The following is a 16,745-nucleotide window of genomic DNA, read 5'->3' as shown; positions in this document are numbered from 1 at the left end:
CTCGCCCGATCGCCGATGAATCAGGCGTCCCTGACGGTGGCCTTGACGGCCTCGACCTTGCGAACCTCGATCTTCATGGGAACCTCCCTTCCCCGCGTCTCTACGTGATCGACAGTCCTGTGCAGCGCTACAAAAACGCCATAAAGTCACCACTGACTCCCCCCATAACCGGAGGTTCATGTGGAATTCGGTATCCTCGGACCTCTTCTCATCTCCGGCGACAGCGGCTCGGCCCGGCTCCGCCGCAAGCCGAGGGCCGTCCTCAGCGCGCTGCTCCTGCACCCCAACCAGGTCGTCTCCAAGGACCGGCTGATCGCCGCCGTCTGGGAGCGTCCGCCGCGCTCGGCCGTGTCCAACCTGCAGACCTACGTCTCCCAGATCCGCCGCGCCGCCATCGACGTGGAGACCCGCGAGCCCGGCTACCGCCTGCACGCCGACTCCTGCCGCCTGGACCTGCTGGCCTTCGGCGAGGCCGTGCGCAGGGCCCGCGAGCACGCCGGCCGCGACGACCTGGCCGCCGCGCACGTGGAGTTCGAGCGGGCCTTCCGGCTGTGGCGGGGCCGTCCCGCCGAGGACGCGCCGCTGGCGCGCTCCCTCGCCGCCCGCATCGCCGAGCTGGAGGAGCAGGCCGACCGCGCCCGCGCCGAGTGGACCGACGTACGGCTCGCGCTCGGCCTCCACCAGGAGCTGGTCCCCGAGCTGTACGCCCAGCTGGAGGCGGACCCGCTGCGCGAGCGGCCCTGGCGCCAGCTCATGCTCGCCCTGCACGCCGCCGGCCGCAGGGCCGAGGCGCTCGACGCCTACATGCGCGCCCGCAAGATCCTCGTCGACGAGCTCGGCGTGGAGCCCGGCCCGGAGCTGCGCGAGCTGCACGGCGCGCTGCTGGCCGGCGAGCAGGCCCATCCCCCGTTACGGCGGGCCGCCCCGGCGTGGACCGGCCTGTGCCAGCTCCCCGCCGACCTGGGTGACTTCGTGGGCAGGGCCGCGGAGCTGGCCGCCGTGACCGGCGCCCTGGAAACGGGCGGGTCGGCCCCGGCCATCGCCGTCGTCTCGGGGCCGCCGGGGACGGGGAAGAGCACGCTGGCCGTACATGCCGCTCATCGGCTGCGCGAGCGCTATCCGGACGGGCAGTTGTTCGCCAGGCTCGGCGGCATGGACCCCGGCGACGCCCTCGCCGAGATGCTCAAGGCGCTCGGCGTCGACGGCGAGATGCTGCCGGCGGCGGCCGAGGACCGCGCGGCCATGTACCGGGCGCGGGTGGCCGACCGGGCGGTGCTGGTCGTGCTCGACGACGCCCGCGACGAGTCGCAGGTGCAGCACCTGCTGCCGGGCACCCCGCGCAGCGCGGTGATCGTCACCTCGCGCGGCCCGCTGGCGGCCCTGCCGGGCGCGACCGCGGTGCCGCTGGAGGTGCTGCCGTTCGCCGACGCCAGGGCGCTCCTGGCGGGGATCGCCGGGCACGACCGCGTCGCCGCCGCCCCCGAGCACGCGGAGACGATCGTGCGGGTCTGTGGACGGCTGCCGCTGGCCATCCGCATCGCCGGCGCCCGGCTGGCCACCCGGCCCGCCTGGCCGCTGGCCGACTTCGCCGAGCGCATCGCCGCGGCCAGCCTCGACGAGCTGCGCTACGGGGCGCTGAACGTGCGCGGCACCTACGCGATGGGGCTCGCGCCGCTGTCGGCCGACGCCCGGCAGGCGTTCCTGATGTTCGGCGTGACCGAGCTCGACAGCGTGGCCGACTGGTCGATGCGGGCGCTGCTCGGCCAGCCGCCCCGCCAGGCCGACCAGGCGGTCGAGGACCTCGCCACCGCGGGCCTGATCACCGCGGGCGAGATCGACGGCGCCGGGCAGGCCCGCTACCGGATGCACGACCTGCTGCGCGGCTTCGCCAGGGAACTGGCCATGGACGGCCAGGCCGACGCGTTGCGCCGCCTGTCGCAGGAGTCGCTGGAGCGCCTGCTGGCCGCCACCACCGAGCTGCCGCTGCCGCTCGTGCCCCCGGCACGGGACGCGCCGCCCCGCACGCCGCCCGCCGGGCCGCGCCGCCGCGCCTGGCTGCTGGCCGAGCGCAAGTCGCTGCTGGCCGTCGCGCACGCCGCCGCCCCGCCCATGGCCGCCAGGCTGGCCGAGGTGATCACGCCGTTCCTGACCATCCGCGGCTTCCACGACGACGCCGACCGCCTGCTCAGGGCCGTCAGCGCCGGCGCCGACCGCAGGACCGCGCGCCGCCTGCTGCTCATGCGCGTGGACGTCGACCTCGACCGCGGCCGCTCCCGCGAGGTCGTGGCCGAACTACGCGAACTGCTGGCCGCCTCGGAGGCCGACGGCGACCAGCACGAGGCCGCCTACGCCCTCACCATGCTCGCCACCTGCGCCGCCGCCTCGGGCGACCTCGGCCGCGCGCTCGCCCACACCACCCTCGCCGCCGACCGCTTCCTCGAGTACGGCGACGCCAACGGCCTGGCCAACGCCTGGATCGCCATGTCGGTCATCCACCTGCACCAGGCCCGCTGGCCGGAGGCGGCGGAGGTGTGCGAGCTCGGCCTCGTCCTGACCGGCGGCGCGCAGAACGCCCAGCACCACGCCGAACTCCTGCGCGGCCTCGGCATCGCCCGCTTCGAGATGGGCCGGGTCGAGAACGCCATCGAGCACTACGAGGAGAGCCTGCGCCTGGCCCGCGAGCTCGACTGGGTCAAGGGCGAGCGCATGACGCTGCGCCGCCTGGGTGAGGCGCACGCGGCGCTCGGCCGCTTCGAGCGGGCCACGGCGATGCTGGCCGAGTGCGGCAGGATGTTCGCCGGGGCGGGGGATGTGCACGGGGAGGCGCTGACCGAGTTCGCGCTCGGCGAGACCTGCCGGTGGCGTGGGGACGAGCAGTCGGCCCTCGGCCACTTCCTCACCTGCGCCACCCTGCTGGGCCCGCTGGGCGAGCCGACCTGGCGGGTGCGCACGCTCAAGGAGATCGCCCGCTCCCGCGCCGCCCTGGCCACGACCGCGAACGCCTAGGACGTGCCGACCCTGGACGTGATGACCCCTCGGACGTGGTGGCCCCCTCGGACGTGGTGGGCCTCTAGGACGTGGTGGCCAGCGCGAACGGCAGCACCGCCGGGGCGCCCGCGTGGCGGACCAGGGCGGCGCCCAGCGTCATGGTCCAGCCGGTGTCGACGCGGTCGTCCACCAGCAGCACCGGACCGCCGCACTGGGCGATGGCGGCCCCGAGCTCCTTGGGCATCGCCAGCGTCGCCCGGATCGCCTGCACCCGCTTGGCGCTGTTGAACTGGCTGCCCGGCGACCCCGCCCGGTAGCCCAGCTCGCCCAGGTAGGTGAGCCTGCCGACCTGCGCCAGCCGTTCGGCGAACCCGCGCACCAGCAGGGGACGCGAGCCCGAGGGCACGCTGACCACGGCGACCGGCCGCTCGCGCCACTCCCACGCGGCCAGCACCTGGACCACGGCCTTGAACATCTCGTCGGAGATCGTCGTGTCGCCGCCGCCGAACAGCTCGCGCAGCCGGTTGCCCCACCCGATGTCGGTCAGCCGCCCGAGCGCCCGTCCGGGCTCCGCGCCCAGGTCGGCCTTGATCTTCCCGGACAGGTCGGACAGCCCGGTCGGCCACTGCCGGCGCGCCTCGATCTCCACGCCCGGCCGCCCCAGCCGCTCGCGCGCCGACTCGACCGCCTGGTCGCCGATCTCGGCCGAGCGGTGCCGGCCGGTGCAGTTGTCGCAGCGCCCGCACGGCTTGGCGGCCTCGTCGTCGAGCAGCCTGCGCAGGTACTCCTCGCGGCACTCACCGGTGCTCTGGTAGGTGAGCATGGCGTCCTGCTCGGCCTTGCGCTCGGCGGCGATGCGGGAGTAACGCTCGGCGTCGTAGTCCCAGGGTTCGCCGGTGGCCTCCCAGCCGCCCTTGACCCTGCGCACGGCGCCGTCCACGTCGAGGACCTTCAGCATCATGTCCAGGCGGCTGCGGCTGAGGTCGACCCGGCTCTCCAGCGCGGGGGTGGACAGCACGCCGCCGTTCTCCTCCAGCGCGGCCAGCGTGGCGCGTACCTGCGGCTCCGGTGGGAAGGCCAGCGAGGAGAAGTACGCCCAGATGTCGCGGTCCTCGGTGCCGGGCAGCAGGATCACCTCGGCCCGCTCGACGCCGCGCCCGGCCCTGCCGACCTGCTGGTAGTAGGCGACGGGCGACTGCGGTGCGCCGACGTGGATGACGAAGCCCAGGTCGGGCTTGTCGAAGCCCATGCCGAGCGCGCTGGTGGCGACCAGCGCCTTGATCTTGTTGGTGAGCAGCGCCTCCTCGGCGGCCAGGCGCTCGGCCGGCTCGGTCTGGCCGGAGTAGGCGGCCACCTCGTGGCCCTGCTCGCGCAGGTAGCCGGCGATCTCGTGGGCGGCGGCGACGGTCAGCGTGTAGACGATGCCGGAGCCGGGCAGCTCATGGAGGGTCTGCGCCAGCCAGGCCAGCCGCTGCTCGGCAGTGGGCAGCTTGACCACGCCGAGGTGCAGGCTCTCGCGCTCCAGCGGACCGCGCAGCACCAGCGTCTGCTCGCCCATCTGCTCGGCGACGTCGCGGGTCACGCGGGAGTTGGCGGTGGCCGTGGTGGCCAGCACCGGGATGCCCGGCGGCAGCTCCTCGAACAACGTGGCCAGCCGCCGGTAGTCGGGCCGGAAGTCGTGGCCCCAGTCGGAGATGCAGTGGGCCTCGTCGACCACGACGAGGCCGGCGCTCTCGGCCAGTTCGGGCAGGACGTTGTCGCGGAAGTCGGGGTTGTTGAGCCGCTCGGGGCTGACCAGCAGCACGTCGACCTCGCCGCCGGCGACCTGCTCGTAGATCTGGCCCCATTCCTCCGGGTTGGCGGAGTTGATGGTGACGGCCCTGATCCCGGCCCGCTCGGCGGCGGCGATCTGGTTGCGCATGAGCGCCAGCAGCGGCGAGACGATGACCGTGGGCCCCTCGCCCAGGTCGCGCAGCAGCCCGGTGGCCACGAAGTAGACGGCCGACTTGCCCCAGCCGGTGCGCTGGACCACCAGGACCCGCCTGCGCTGGACGACGAGCGCCTCGATCGCCGACCACTGGTCGTCCCTGAGCCGCGCGTGGTCCCCCGCGAGCGCCCTGAGTCTCTCCTCGGCCTCTTCGCGCAGCGCGGCGCTGTCGTCAAACATGGTGTCCTTGTTACCAGCCCGCGCCGACGAAATCACATCGGGCGCTCGTCGTTGAAAGACTCCCCTACTTTACGGCCCAGCCACCCCACCCCCACCCGCCACACGGGGCCGGGCCCCGTCCAGGGAGACGCTCCTCCAGCGATGCGGGGCGGGCCGCCGTGACGCGCGCCCCGCCGGCCGCCTGGGTGGTCAGAGCAACGGCACGATCGGCCTGGTCGACAGCGTCCCCGCCACCGGGGCAGGCGCGGGCACCGGAGCGTGCACGGGGGTCCCCGAAGCGGGCGTCTCAGGAGCCGGCGTCGGAGCGGGCGTCGTCGGGCTGGGCGCCGGTGGGCACAGGCGGCCGCCCTTCGGGAGCCTGCTCATCATCGTGGCCAGCTCCGGCGGCGCGGCGAAGCACACGCTGGTCTCCAGCGCCCGCCGCAACGCCCTGGGCCGGTTGGTGATCAGCCCGTCCACCCCGGCCGCCAGCACCCTGCGCATCGCCGGGCGCCGGTTGACGGTGTAGGCCAGCACCTTCAGCCCCAGCCGGTGGGCCCTGCGCACGTAGGCGGGGGTCATGAGGCGGTGCTTGACGCTCACGTACTCGGCGTACTGGGCGATGTCGGTCAGCTCGCCCAGGGCCGGCGCCCTGCTGAGCACCGCCCGCTGCCCCCTGGCCTGGAACTTCCTGATGAACTGCCAGTCGAAGCTCTGCACGATCGTCAGCGGCGGCGCCAGCGGCATCAGCCTGGCCAGCCGCTCGGCCACCTCGGGCGCGTCCGCCGGATGCTTGACCTCCAGCAGCAGGCCGGGCCCGCCCTTCATGGACTCCAGCACGGCGCGCAGCGTCGGCACCCGCTCACCGGCGAACCTCTGGTCGAACCAGGCCCCGGCGTCCAGCGTGCCGATCTCCTCCAGCGTGAAGTCCCGCACCCGCCACGGCGCGCGGTCGGGGAAGACCTGCTCGACGTCGGTGGTGCGGGCCAGCGACGCGTCGTGGATGACGACGAGGTGGCCGTCGCGGGTCTGGTGGACGTCCAGCTCGTAGAGGTCGGCGCCGGCGGCGCCCGCGGCGTGGAAGGCGGCCAGCGTGTTCTCCGGCGCCACCTTGGGAGCGCCTCGATGGGCCACGATCAGCGGGTCCGGATCAAACATGGACCCTATTCGAGCGCATCATTCGATCTATGCCCGGTAAGGACATGCCGAAGCGCCCGAATAGGGTATTTGTCCAGCTCAGCGCTCTGGTCCAGCTCAGAGTTCTCGTTCAGCTCAGAGCTCTGGTCCGGCTCAGAGCTCCACGGGCTGCAGCTTCCCGGTGTGGACGTCGTAGATCGCGCCGCCGATCGGCAGCGGATGCGGGAAGAACGGCGTGGTACGGATCCGCGTGAGGTCGTGGCGCAGGGCCGCCTGCTGGTCGGGGACGGTGTGGAACTCGAGGCTGCGGGTGTCCACGCCCTGCTTCTGGGCGATGGCGTGCACGTCGTCGTCGGAGGCCTTGGACATGCCGCAGTCGGTGTGCGGCATCACCAGGACGCGCTCGACGCCCAGGAGGAAGACGGCCAGGACCAGGGTGCGCAGCACGTCGTCGGTGACGCGGGCGCCGGCGTTGCGCAGGATCTTGGCGTCGCCCGGCTCGAGTCCGAGCAGCCCCAGCGGGTCGATGCGCGAATCCATGCAGGTCACCACCGCGAGGCCCTTGGCCGCGCGTCCGGTGAGGTCGGAGCCGGTGAAGCCGGCGGCGTACTTGGCATTGGCGGCAAGCAGGTCGTCGAAATCACTCATGAAGCAGATGATGCCGCACGGCCGTTTCCTGGAGATTTCCGGGGTGGCCCGGGGGCCCAACTTGTCGAACGTCCCACGATCACCCCTTACTCTTTGTGATGATGTCGTAGCCACCCGTGAGTGATTGAGAAGGTTGCCGTGAGCAGGTCAGAAACCCTCGCCGCCTACCTGCGGTCCCAGGCGCGCCGCCGCCTCGACCGGGTGGAGTCCAATGACGACGGCAGGAACGCCCGCGGCGCGCTGGCCCTGTTCGACGCCGCCGCGTACGCCGCCAGCCTGCCCGACGACGACCCGCTGATCGCCATGCTCGACAAGGCCGGCTGCTACGGCCCCCTCGGCTGCGAGGACTTCGACCCCGGCGACGCGGGGGCCAGGCTGATCCGCGACTGGGAGTCGGGCGAGCCCCACGAGCTCCTGCTGGCCCTGCCCGCCGCGGTCACCGCCTGACGGACGTGTGACCCGCCCCTCACGAGGTAGAAGTCTGAACATGACAGGCATCGCCAGGTTCCGCACCACCGTGCTCGACTGTCCCTCGCCGATCGAGCTGGCCCGCTTCTACTCCGAGCTGCTCGGCTGGCGCGTCGTCAGCGAGGAGGACGAGACCTGGGTCGTGGTCACCGACGGCGGCCCGCCGGCGAGGCTGGCCTTCCAGCTCGCCGAGGACTACCAGCCGCCGGACTGGCCCGACCCGCAACGGCCCCAGCAGTTCCACCTCGACGTCACCGTGGACGACCTGGACCTGGCCGAGGAACAGGTGCTGAAGATCGGCGCCCGCAAGCACGAGCACCAGCCGAGCGAGGACGACACCTTCCGCGTCTTCCTCGACCCGGCCGGACACACGTTCTGCCTGTGCGTAGGCGAAACCCCGGACTGACCGCCCGCCCCGCGTAGGCGAAGACCTCGGACTCACCGCCCGCCTCCGCGCGGGCGGGATCGCGACTATCCGGCCAGTAGCTTCACCGCCTCGGTCAGGTCGCCCGTCGCGAGGGCCTGGTCGGCTCGCGCCTGTGCCGCCGGATCGAGGCCGGCCGCCTGCGCCAGGTCCCTGGCCACCGAGACGAGCGCGTCGTCCTGGGCGTAGGTGTCGGTGCGCGACCTCTCCAGCAGCGCGGCGGCCACGCCCAGCGCCCGCAGGACGGCCCGGCCGTCCCGCACGGACCCGTCGGCGTTCCAGTGGCGTTGCGGCAGCACCGCGCTCAGCACCGCAGCGGCCGCCCTGGACAGCCCGTCACCCCTGCTCAGCTCGTCACGGACGGCCGCCAGCCGGGTACGCGCCCGATCGGTGCGCAGCCCCCACCCATAGGGGAACAGCGGCCGGTACACCGCGTCGCCCACGTTGACCGGCACCTGCTCGATCGAGGCGGGCCAGGTGAAGGGCAGCCGTCCCGTGTACGGCACCGCCCCGAACAGCGGATCCGACACCCCGGCGCCCTCGGTGCCGGGCAGCCAGCCCGCCACCACGGCCTCGACGCCCGACAGGTCGCCGAGCAGCATCGGCCGTCCCGACACCACCACGACGACGCATCGCAGCGCGCCGCAGACCGACGCCACCGCCGCCTTGTCGGCCGCCGACAGTTCCAGCGTGCGCCCCTGCCGTCCGACATCGCCGAAGCCCTCGGCGTACGGCGTCTCGCCCACGACCACGACGCCGACGTCATGCCCGGCGGTCGGGGCGGAGGCGTCGGCCGAGTAGGTGACGGCGGCGGCCCGGCCGCGGATGCCCGCCAGGATGGTCGTGCCCGGCGTGGTCGGTCCCGAGGCGCCCTGCCAGCTGATCGTCCAGCCGCCCGACTGGTTGCCGATGTCGTCGGCGTTCGACCCGGCCACGTACACCTTCGCCGACCCGGGCAGCGGCAGCACCGCGCCCTCGTTCTTCAGCAGGACCTGCGACTTGGCGGCAGCCGTACGGGCGAGGGCGCGATGGGCGGGCGAGCCCACGGCGGCCAGGCCCGAGCGGTCGGCGAAGGGCCGCTCGAACAGCCCCAGCCGGAACTTCTGCGTGAGGATGCGGCTGACCGCGTCGTCCACGCGGGCGAGCGCGACGCGGCCCTCGTTCACCTCGCCGGTGAGCGCCGCCACGAACTGCTGGTACGCGTACGGCACCATGATCATGTCGAGCCCGGCGTTGACCGAGGTGCGCACGTCGGAGGGGTAGTCGCCGGGGATCTGGTCGATCCCCGCCCAGTCGCTGATCACGAAGCCCTTGAAGCCGAGGCGGCCCTTCAGCACGTCGGTGATCAGTTCGCGGTGGGCGTGCATCTTGGTCGGGCCGACGCTGGAGAAGGACGGCATGACGGTGCCGACGCCCCGTCTGACCGCCTCGGCGAACGGCGCCAGGTGGAGGACCTCCAGCTCCTGCCGGGTCCCGGTGAAGACGCCCTGGTCGATGGTGTAGTCACCGGTCGTGGAGGTGCCGTAGGTGGTGCCGCCGTCGCCGACGTAGTGCTTGGCGGTGGCCAGCACGCCGTTGTCCTGGAGGCCGTCCACGATCGCGGCCATCCGGCCGACCAGCGCCGGGTCCTCGCCGAACGACTCGTAGGCGCGTCCCCACCGCTCGTCGCGCGAGACGCACAGGCACGGCGCGAAGTCCCAGGGGATGCCGGTCGCCTTGACCTCCTTGGCGGTGATCTGCCCGGTCTTCTCCACCAGCGCCGGGTCGCGCGTGGCGCCCAGGCCCACGTTGTGCGGGAAGATCGTCGCGCCGATCACGTTGTTGTGCCCGTGGACCGCGTCCACGCCGTAGATGAGCGGGATCTGCAGCCGGGTCTGCCGCGCGCGCAACTGGAACCCGTCGAGCATGTCCGCCCAGCCCTTGGGCGTGTTCACCGACGGCGCCGAGCCGCCGCCCGACAGCAGCGAGCCGAGCAGGTACTCGGCGATGTCGTCCTGCTTGCCCAGCGCGCCCCGCTCGGCCTGCGTCATCTGCCCGACCTTCTCGGCCGGCGTCATCCGCCCGAGCAGGTCACGCACCCGCTCCTTCACGCTCCTGCGCTTGTCGAGGTACGGCAGGCCGTGCGCGTTGACCACGATCGCGGGCTCGTCGGCCGGCGCCCGGACGCCCTCGCCGGACAGGACGACCGGGATCGTCTCGGCGACCTCGGCCCGCCGGTCGGCGAGCGTCCTGACGGTGAACGCCTTGGCCGTGCCGGAGGCGGTGCCGGCGGGGAAGGTGAGCACGCCCTCCGCCGGGGTGTAGTCCTCGCCGGGGGTGGCGGTGCCCGTGCCGGTCTTGTAGGTGACGTTGGCGTCGGCGGGCAGCGGCCTGCCGTCGGTCGTGGTCACGGTGACCCTGACCTCGGCGGCGCCCTTCTCATCGACGGGGTAGACCGGGGCGTCGGTGCTCAGCCTGACCGGTCTGGGGGGCGCGGTGCCGTACACCTGGACGTCGTCGAAGACGAGCGTGCCCGCGGCGGCGGGGAAGCGGACGGAGTAGCCCCACATCGCGACCAGGTCCAGCTCGCCGTCGGTGGGGGCGCCGCCGGGCTGGTAGTCGCCGCGCCGGACGAAGTCGGCGAAGGGGACCTGGATCTGCCGCCAGCCCGCCGTGTCGTCGGTGAAGGAGGACTCGAACAGCTCGGCGCTGCCCGCGCCGGAGCCGCCGTCCTTGATCTCGAAGAACACCCGCTGTCCCGACGCGGTGCCCTTGACCCAGAAGGAGAAGCCCGAGTGGGGCGACCAGTCCTGCGTGGCGGTCAGGTCGTGGGACCAGCCGCCCCACTGGCTGACGGTGTACTCGGCGTCGAGCGCCCGGTTGGTGCTCTGCGCACCGGGCCGGTCGGGCGCGGCGGCGATGGTCAGCCGGGGTGTGGAGGCCGCGTCGTTGCCCCACGGGATGACGCCGGGAGGAAGGGTGTCGGACTCGAAGTCGGTGACGGTGAACGGCTCGGCCGCCGCCTGCGCGGGCGCGGCCAGGGCCGTGGTGCATAACAGGGCGAGCAACGCGAGAAAGCGCGTTCTGCGGCGGTGCGGGATCACGACGCCTCCAGGATCTCGATGAGACCCCATAGTGACCCGAATCGCCAACCCCGGCTAGAGAGCGCTCTCTCCCGTTTTCCGTCCGGCCCCGCCCGGTGTCGCCGGGCAGGGCCGGAGCCGTCAGAACAGCTCTTCCGTTCCCGCCGGGGCCGGGGACGGGGTGGCGGCGGGCAGGTCGGCGGCCAGGCTGCCGCCGACGGCGCCGATCGTGTGGGTCAGGCGCAGCCCCGAGCCGTCGCGGCGGCTGATCTCCTCGGGCAGCGGGACGGGCTTGCCCGTGGCCGAGACCGCCTTGGCCGGGGCCGGGCCGACCCAGGCCAGCAGCAGGACGTCCTCGCCCTTCAGGAAGCGCTGGGCGCGGACGCCGCCGGTCGCGCGGCCCTTGGGCGGGAAGTCGGCGTAGTCGGAGACCTTGCCCCCACCCACCTGGGTGCCGGGCAGCGCGGTGGCCGAGCCGGCGACCGTGACGACCTGGGCCGGGCGGCTCGGATCGACCGCGCCGAAGAAGATGACCTTGGCGTCGCCGTCGAGCCTGATCCCGGTCATGCCGCCCGCCGGGCGGCCCTGGGGACGCACGGAGGCGGCGGAGAAGCGGAGCATCTGCGCGTCGGAGGTGACGAAGACCAGGTCGGTCTCGTCGGAGTCGAGCTCGACGGCGCCGACCACGCTGTCGCCGTCCTTCAGCGTGATGACCTCGAAGTCGTCGCGGTTGCCCGGATACTCGGGCACCACCCGCTTGACCACGCCCTGCGCGGTGCCCAGCGCGAGGCCGGGGCTGTCGGGGTCGAGCGAGCCCAGGCCGACGACGGTCTCGCCGGCGTTCAGCGTGATGTACTCGGCCACCGGATGCCCGCCCGACAACGACGGCGGGTTGGCCGAGGGCGGCAGCGTCGGCAGGTCGGCCACCGCCACCCGGACCATGCGGCCCTCGGAGGTGACCACGCCCACGCTGCCCAGGGCCGTGCTGCGCACCGCGGACACCAGCACGTCGTGGGCGGCGCGGTCGCCCTCGCCCGGCAGCTCGGTGGCGTCGGGGGTGCGGGCCAGCAGGCCGGTGGACGACAGCAGCACCAGGCACGGGTCGTCGGCGATCATCAGCGACGCCACCGGCGTCCTGGCCACTCCCGCCGACTCCAGCAGCACGGTACGGCGCGGCGTGCCGTACTTCTTGGCCACGTCCGCCAGCTCGCCCGAGACCACCTGGCGCAGCCGCGACTCGGCGCCCAGGATCTCGCTCAGCTCGGCGATCTCCGCGCTCAGCCGCTCCTTCTCCTGGTCGAGCTCAAGCTTGTCGAAGCGGGTCAGGCGGCGCAGCGGCGTGTCGAGGATGTAGGAGGCCTGGATCTCGGTCAGCTCGAAGACGTCCATGAGGCGCTGACGGGCCTGCGCGGAGTCGTCGGAGGAGCGGATGACCTGGATGACCTCGTCGATGTTGAGCAGCGCGATGATGAGGCCGTCGACCAGGTGCAGGCGCTCCTGGCGCTTGCGTCGCCGGTACTCGGAGCGGCGGCGCACGACCTCGATGCGGTGGTCCACGTAGACCTGGAGCAGCTCGCGCAGGCCCAGCGTGCGCGGCTCGCCGTCGACGAGCGCCACGTTGTTGATGCCGAAGGTCTCCTCCATCGGCGTCAGCCGGTAGAGCTCCTCCAGGACGGCCTCGGGCACGAATCCGTTCTTGATCTCGATGACCAGGCGCAGGCCCTTGTGCCGGTCGGTGAGGTCCTTGAGGTCGGCGATGCCCTGGAGCTTCTTGCTGGTGACCAGGTCCTTGATCTTGGTGACCACGCGCTCGGGACCGACGGCGTAGGGCAGTTCGGTGACGACGATGCCCTTGCGGCGCGGGGTGATCTGCTCGACGGTGCACTTGGCGCGCATGCGGAAGGTGCCGCGGCCGCTCTCGTAGGCGTCGCGGATGCCCTGCAGGCCGATGATCGAGCCGCCGGTGGGCAGGTCGGGGCCGGGCACGTACCGCATCAGCTCGTCGAGCGAGGCGTCCGGCTTCTTGATCAGGTGGCGGGCGGCGGCGACGACCTCGCCCAGGTTGTGCGGGGCCATGTTGGTGGCCATGCCGACGGCGATGCCGGTGGTGCCGTTGACCAGCAGGTTGGGGAAGGCGGCCGGCATGACCGTGGGCTCGGTCTCCTGGCCGTCGTAGTTGGGCTTGAAGTCGACGGTGTCCTCGTCGAGCGACTCCACCATGAGCATGGCGGCGGGGGCCAGCCTGGCCTCCGTGTAGCGCATCGCGGCCGGCATGTCGTCGGGCGAGCCGAAGTTGCCGTGGCCGTCGACGAGCGGCAGCCGCATCGAGAACGGCTGCGCCAGGCGCACGAGCGCGTCGTAGATGGCGGAGTCGCCGTGGGGGTGGAGCTTGCCCATGACGTCGCCGACGACGCGCGAGGACTTGACGTGCCCGCGGTCGGGGCGCAGCCCCATCTCGCTCATGGAGTAGAGGATGCGGCGTTGCACCGGCTTCAGTCCGTCGCGCGCGTCGGGCAGCGCGCGCTGGTAGATCACCGAGTAGGCGTACTCGAGGAAGCTGGTGCGCATCTCGGAGGAGACGTCGATGTCGACGATCCGCTCCTCGAAGTCCTCCGGAGGCGGGGTCGTGGTGCGTCGGGCCATGTCGAACATTTTGGCGGAGGATCGGGGGTGTCCGCGACTCAATGGGCCGATGAGTCTCTTGACCAAGCAATTGCTTGGGACGTACGTTCAGGCCATGATTGAGTTTCACCCTGTGACCAAGCACATCGGCGCCGAGGTGACCGGGGTCGACCTGCGCAAGCCGCTGGCGCCGGAAGAGGTGGCCACGCTCCGCGAGGGCTGGCTGCGCCACCTCGTGCTGTTCTTCCGCGACCAGCACATCGACGACGAGCAGCACCTGCAGTTCGCGCTGAACTTCGGCACGCTCAACCATCCCGCCTTCAAGAAGGACTCCAGCAGCCCGATCCACATCCTGGACCAGACCGACCCCAAGGGCGAGGGCGGCGACGAGTGGCACAGCGACAACACCTTCGAGCCCACGCCGCCCATGGGCTCGCTGCTGCGCTGCGTCCAGCTTCCGAGCGTCGGCGGCGACACCTGCTGGGCCAACACCTACCTGGCCTACGAGACGCTGTCGCCGTCCCTGCAACGGCTGTGCGACGAACTGACCGCCGTGCACGACATCACGATGTCGATGAAGAAGGCGATCTCCAAGGGGCACCCGTTCGACCTGGAGGAGATCCAGGCCAAGTGGCCGCCGATCGAGCGGCCGGTCGTCCGCACGCACGCCGAGACGGGCCGCAAGGCGCTGTTCGTCAACCGGGCCTCGACCACCCGCCTGGTCGGGCTGACCGACCGGGAGAACGAAGCGCTGCTGCCGCTGCTCATCGACCACATCCGCTCGCCCGAATACCAGGTGCGCCTGCGGTGGCGGCCGGGGACGCTGGCCTTCTGGGACAACCGGCCCACCCAGCACTACGCGGTGGCCGACTACACCGAACGCCGCCGGATGCACCGGGTCACCGTCAACGCCTTCCCCGAGCACCAGGACGCCGCCTAGGACAGCCCCTTCCCCAACTCCGCCCTTGACTCTAGGATGAGTTAGGAAACTTTCCTAATAAGCTGGGAGTCAGGGTGAAACTCGCCGTTGTCGGGGGCGGCTCGACGTACACGCCGGAACTGATCGACGGGTTCGCCCGCCTGCGCGATGATCTGCCGATCACCGAGATCGCACTGGTCGATCCGCACGCCGAGCGCCTCGAACTGGTCGCGGGCGTCTCCCGCCGCATGCTCGCACGAGCGGGGCATCCGGCGGAAGTCGTCGCCACGTCCTCGGTCGAGGAGGGCGTGGCAGGGGCGCAGGCCGTACTGTTCCAACTGCGTGTCGGCGGCCAGGCCGCCCGCAACGTGGACGAGACGCTGCCGCTGCGCTGCGGCTGCGTGGGCCAGGAGACGACCGGCGCCGGCGGCCTCGCCAAGGCGCTGCGGACCGTCCCGGTCGTGCTCGACCTGGCCGAGCGGGTACGCCAGTCCGCCCCGGACGCCTGGATCGTCGACTTCACCAACCCGGTCGGCATCGTCACCCGCGCCCTGCTGGACGCCGGACACCGCGCGATCGGCCTGTGCAATGTGGCCATCGGCTTCCAGCGCACCTTCGCCCGCCACCTCGGCGTCGAGCCCGAGCGCGTCAGCCTCGGCCACGTCGGACTCAACCACCTCACCTGGGAGCGCTCGGTCCACCTGGACGGCGAGGACGTCCTGCCCCGCCTGCTGGCCGAGCACGGCGAGGAGATCGCCGACAGCATCGGGCTGCCGCTGGAGCTGTTCACCCGCCTCGGCGTCGTGCCCTCCTACTACCTGCGCTACTTCTACGCCCACGACATCGTCGTCGCCGAGCAGCGCACCAAGCCCTCGCGCGCCGACGAGGTGGCCGCGATGGAGGCGCGGCTCCTGGAACTGTACGCCGACCCGTCCGTGGACACCAAGCCGGAACTCCTGGGCAAGCGCGGCGGCGCCTTCTACTCCGAGGCCGCCGTGGCGCTCATCGCCTCCCTGCTCGGCGACCGCGGCGACGTCCAGGTGGTCAACACGCGCAACGCGGGCACGCTGCCGTTCCTGCCGGACGAGGCGGTCATCGAGGTGCCCGCCACGATCACCGCGGCCGGGGCCGCGCCGCTGCCCGTCGACCCGCTCGACCCCCTCTACGCCGGCCTGATCGCCAACGTCTCCGCCTACGAGAGCCTCGCCCTGGACGCCGCCATCCACGGCGGCGCCGACCGCGTCCAGAACGCGCTGCTCGCCCACCCGCTGATCGGCCAGGAGGCGATCGCGGGCGAGCTGACCACCCTGCTGCTGGAGGCCAACGCCACGCACCTGCCGTGGGTGAAGCGGTGAGCACCCTGCTCGCCGTCGACGGGGGCAACAGCAAGACCGACGTGCTCGTGCTCTCCTCCGACGGCACCGTGCTGGCCCGCGGGCGTGGCGGGCCGTTCGTCCCGCAGAGCGCCGGCGTCCCGGCCGCCGCCGACGTCCTCGAAGACGCGGTACGGCAGGCCCTCGGACCAGGCGCCGCCCCGCCGTACGCCGACCGGATGGCCGCCTACCTGGCCGGGGCCGACCTGCCCGAGGAAGAGGAGGCCCTGGCCGCCGAGTTCGGCGCCAGGGGCTTCGCCCGCGACATCGTGGTGGGCAACGACACCTTCGCCCTGCTCCGTGCCGGGGCGTCGGGCCCGTCCGGCGTGGCGGTGGTCTGCGGCGCCGGCATCAACGCCGTCGGCGTCTCCCCCACCGGCCAGGTGGCCCGCTTCCCCGCGATCGGCCCGCTGGTCGGCGACTGGGGCGGCGGCGTCGGGCTCACCAACGAGGTCATGTGGCACGCCTCCCGCGCCGAGGACGGCCGCGGCGCCCCCACCGCGCTCGTCGACCTGGTCACCTCGCACTTCGGCGCGCCCACCGTCGAGCAGGTGGCGCTCGACGTGTACTTCGGCCGGCTCGACCCGCTGCGCCTGCTGGAGCTGACCGCGGGGCTGTTCGAGGTGGCCGCCGCCGGTGACGAGATCGCCGTCGGCCTGGTCACCCGCATGGCCGACGAGGTCGTCGGCATGGCCAGGGTCTGCCTGACGCGCCTGGACCTGCTGGAGACGCCGACCGAGGTGGTGCTGGGCGGCGGCGTGCTGCGGGCCAGGCACCCGCTGCTGACCGACCTGCTGGATGCCCGCTTCGTCAGGCACACCCCGGCCGCCAAGCCCGTCGTGACCGACACCCCGCCCATCGTGGGCGCGGCGCTGAACGGCCTGGACGCGATCGGCGCCGGTCAGGAGGCCGAGGCCCGCCTTCGAGCGCAGTTCTGACCAGGGGCTACCGTCTGCAC

11 protein-coding genes are annotated in these 16,745 nt (G+C 72.6%); 6 read left to right on the top strand and 5 right to left on the bottom strand.

Going from position 1 to position 16,745, the window contains the following annotated elements; genetic code table 11:
- Positions 1 to 180: 180 nt before the first annotated feature.
- A complete protein-coding gene (locus ACIBEJ_RS09965; protein ID WP_397182284.1) occupies positions 181 to 3,006 on the top strand; it encodes a BTAD domain-containing putative transcriptional regulator in 2,826 nt (941 codons plus the stop codon).
- Between the two features lie 64 nt (positions 3,007 to 3,070).
- Here ACIBEJ_RS09965 and ACIBEJ_RS09960 read toward each other — a convergent pair whose 3' ends face one another.
- From ACIBEJ_RS09960 to ACIBEJ_RS09950, 3 genes are all read right to left on the bottom strand, one after another.
- Positions 3,071 to 5,155: a RecQ family ATP-dependent DNA helicase gene (locus tag ACIBEJ_RS09960; RefSeq protein WP_397182283.1), complete on the bottom strand. Its 2,085-nt coding sequence runs from the start codon at positions 5,153 to 5,155 to the stop codon at positions 3,071 to 3,073.
- Between the two features lie 189 nt (positions 5,156 to 5,344).
- On the bottom strand, positions 5,345 to 6,292 hold the full coding sequence (locus ACIBEJ_RS09955) for a glycerophosphodiester phosphodiesterase (RefSeq protein WP_397182282.1): 948 nt from the start codon (positions 6,290 to 6,292) through the stop codon (positions 5,345 to 5,347).
- A gap of 132 nt (positions 6,293 to 6,424) precedes the next feature.
- Positions 6,425 to 6,919 carry a beta-class carbonic anhydrase gene (locus ACIBEJ_RS09950; RefSeq protein WP_397182281.1) on the bottom strand — a complete coding sequence of 165 codons (495 nt, stop codon included), beginning with the start codon at positions 6,917 to 6,919 and terminating at the stop codon, positions 6,425 to 6,427.
- 138 nt (positions 6,920 to 7,057) lie between these two features.
- On the opposite strand from ACIBEJ_RS09950, the gene ACIBEJ_RS09945 reads away from it, so the two are divergent.
- A complete protein-coding gene (locus tag ACIBEJ_RS09945; RefSeq protein ID WP_397182280.1) occupies positions 7,058 to 7,366 on the top strand; it encodes a hypothetical protein in 309 nt (102 codons plus the stop codon).
- Between the two features lie 40 nt (positions 7,367 to 7,406).
- Positions 7,407 to 7,793: a VOC family protein gene (locus tag ACIBEJ_RS09940; protein ID WP_397182279.1), complete on the top strand. Its 387-nt coding sequence runs from the start codon at positions 7,407 to 7,409 to the stop codon at positions 7,791 to 7,793.
- A gap of 65 nt (positions 7,794 to 7,858) precedes the next feature.
- On the opposite strand, the gene ACIBEJ_RS09935 is transcribed toward ACIBEJ_RS09940, so the two are convergent.
- The gene (locus ACIBEJ_RS09935; protein ID WP_397182278.1) at positions 7,859 to 10,894 is read right to left on the bottom strand and encodes a glycoside hydrolase family 3 N-terminal domain-containing protein; all 3,036 of its coding nucleotides are present in this window, start codon (positions 10,892 to 10,894) and stop codon (positions 7,859 to 7,861) included.
- Between the two features lie 120 nt (positions 10,895 to 11,014).
- Complete coding sequence (locus ACIBEJ_RS09930; protein ID WP_397182277.1) at positions 11,015 to 13,525, bottom strand: DNA topoisomerase (ATP-hydrolyzing) subunit A; 2,511 nt, start codon at positions 13,523 to 13,525, stop codon at positions 11,015 to 11,017.
- An 85-nt stretch (positions 13,526 to 13,610) separates the two neighbouring features.
- Here ACIBEJ_RS09930 and ACIBEJ_RS09925 point away from each other — a divergent pair, with 85 nt between their 5' ends.
- The 3 genes from ACIBEJ_RS09925 to ACIBEJ_RS09915 all read left to right on the top strand — a co-directional run bounded on the left by ACIBEJ_RS09925 (position 13,611) and on the right by ACIBEJ_RS09915 (position 16,725).
- Complete coding sequence (locus tag ACIBEJ_RS09925) at positions 13,611 to 14,435, top strand: TauD/TfdA dioxygenase family protein (protein ID WP_397182276.1); 825 nt, start codon at positions 13,611 to 13,613, stop codon at positions 14,433 to 14,435.
- A gap of 74 nt (positions 14,436 to 14,509) precedes the next feature.
- Complete coding sequence (locus tag ACIBEJ_RS09920; protein ID WP_397182275.1) at positions 14,510 to 15,769, top strand: 6-phospho-beta-glucosidase; 1,260 nt, start codon at positions 14,510 to 14,512, stop codon at positions 15,767 to 15,769.
- On the top strand, positions 15,766 to 16,725 hold the full coding sequence (locus ACIBEJ_RS09915; RefSeq protein WP_397182274.1) for an N-acetylglucosamine kinase: 960 nt from the start codon (positions 15,766 to 15,768) through the stop codon (positions 16,723 to 16,725). Before ACIBEJ_RS09920 ends, ACIBEJ_RS09915 begins: the two co-directional genes overlap by 4 nt.
- Positions 16,726 to 16,745: the final 20 nt, after the last annotated feature.

Origin of the sequence: Nonomuraea sp. NPDC050790 (genome assembly GCF_044456745.1) — a bacterium.
In the GTDB taxonomy this organism is placed as follows: domain Bacteria; phylum Actinomycetota; class Actinomycetes; order Streptosporangiales; family Streptosporangiaceae; genus Nonomuraea.
Note: the sequence above shows the minus strand (reverse complement) of the source record. Positions and strands in the feature narration are given on the sequence as shown.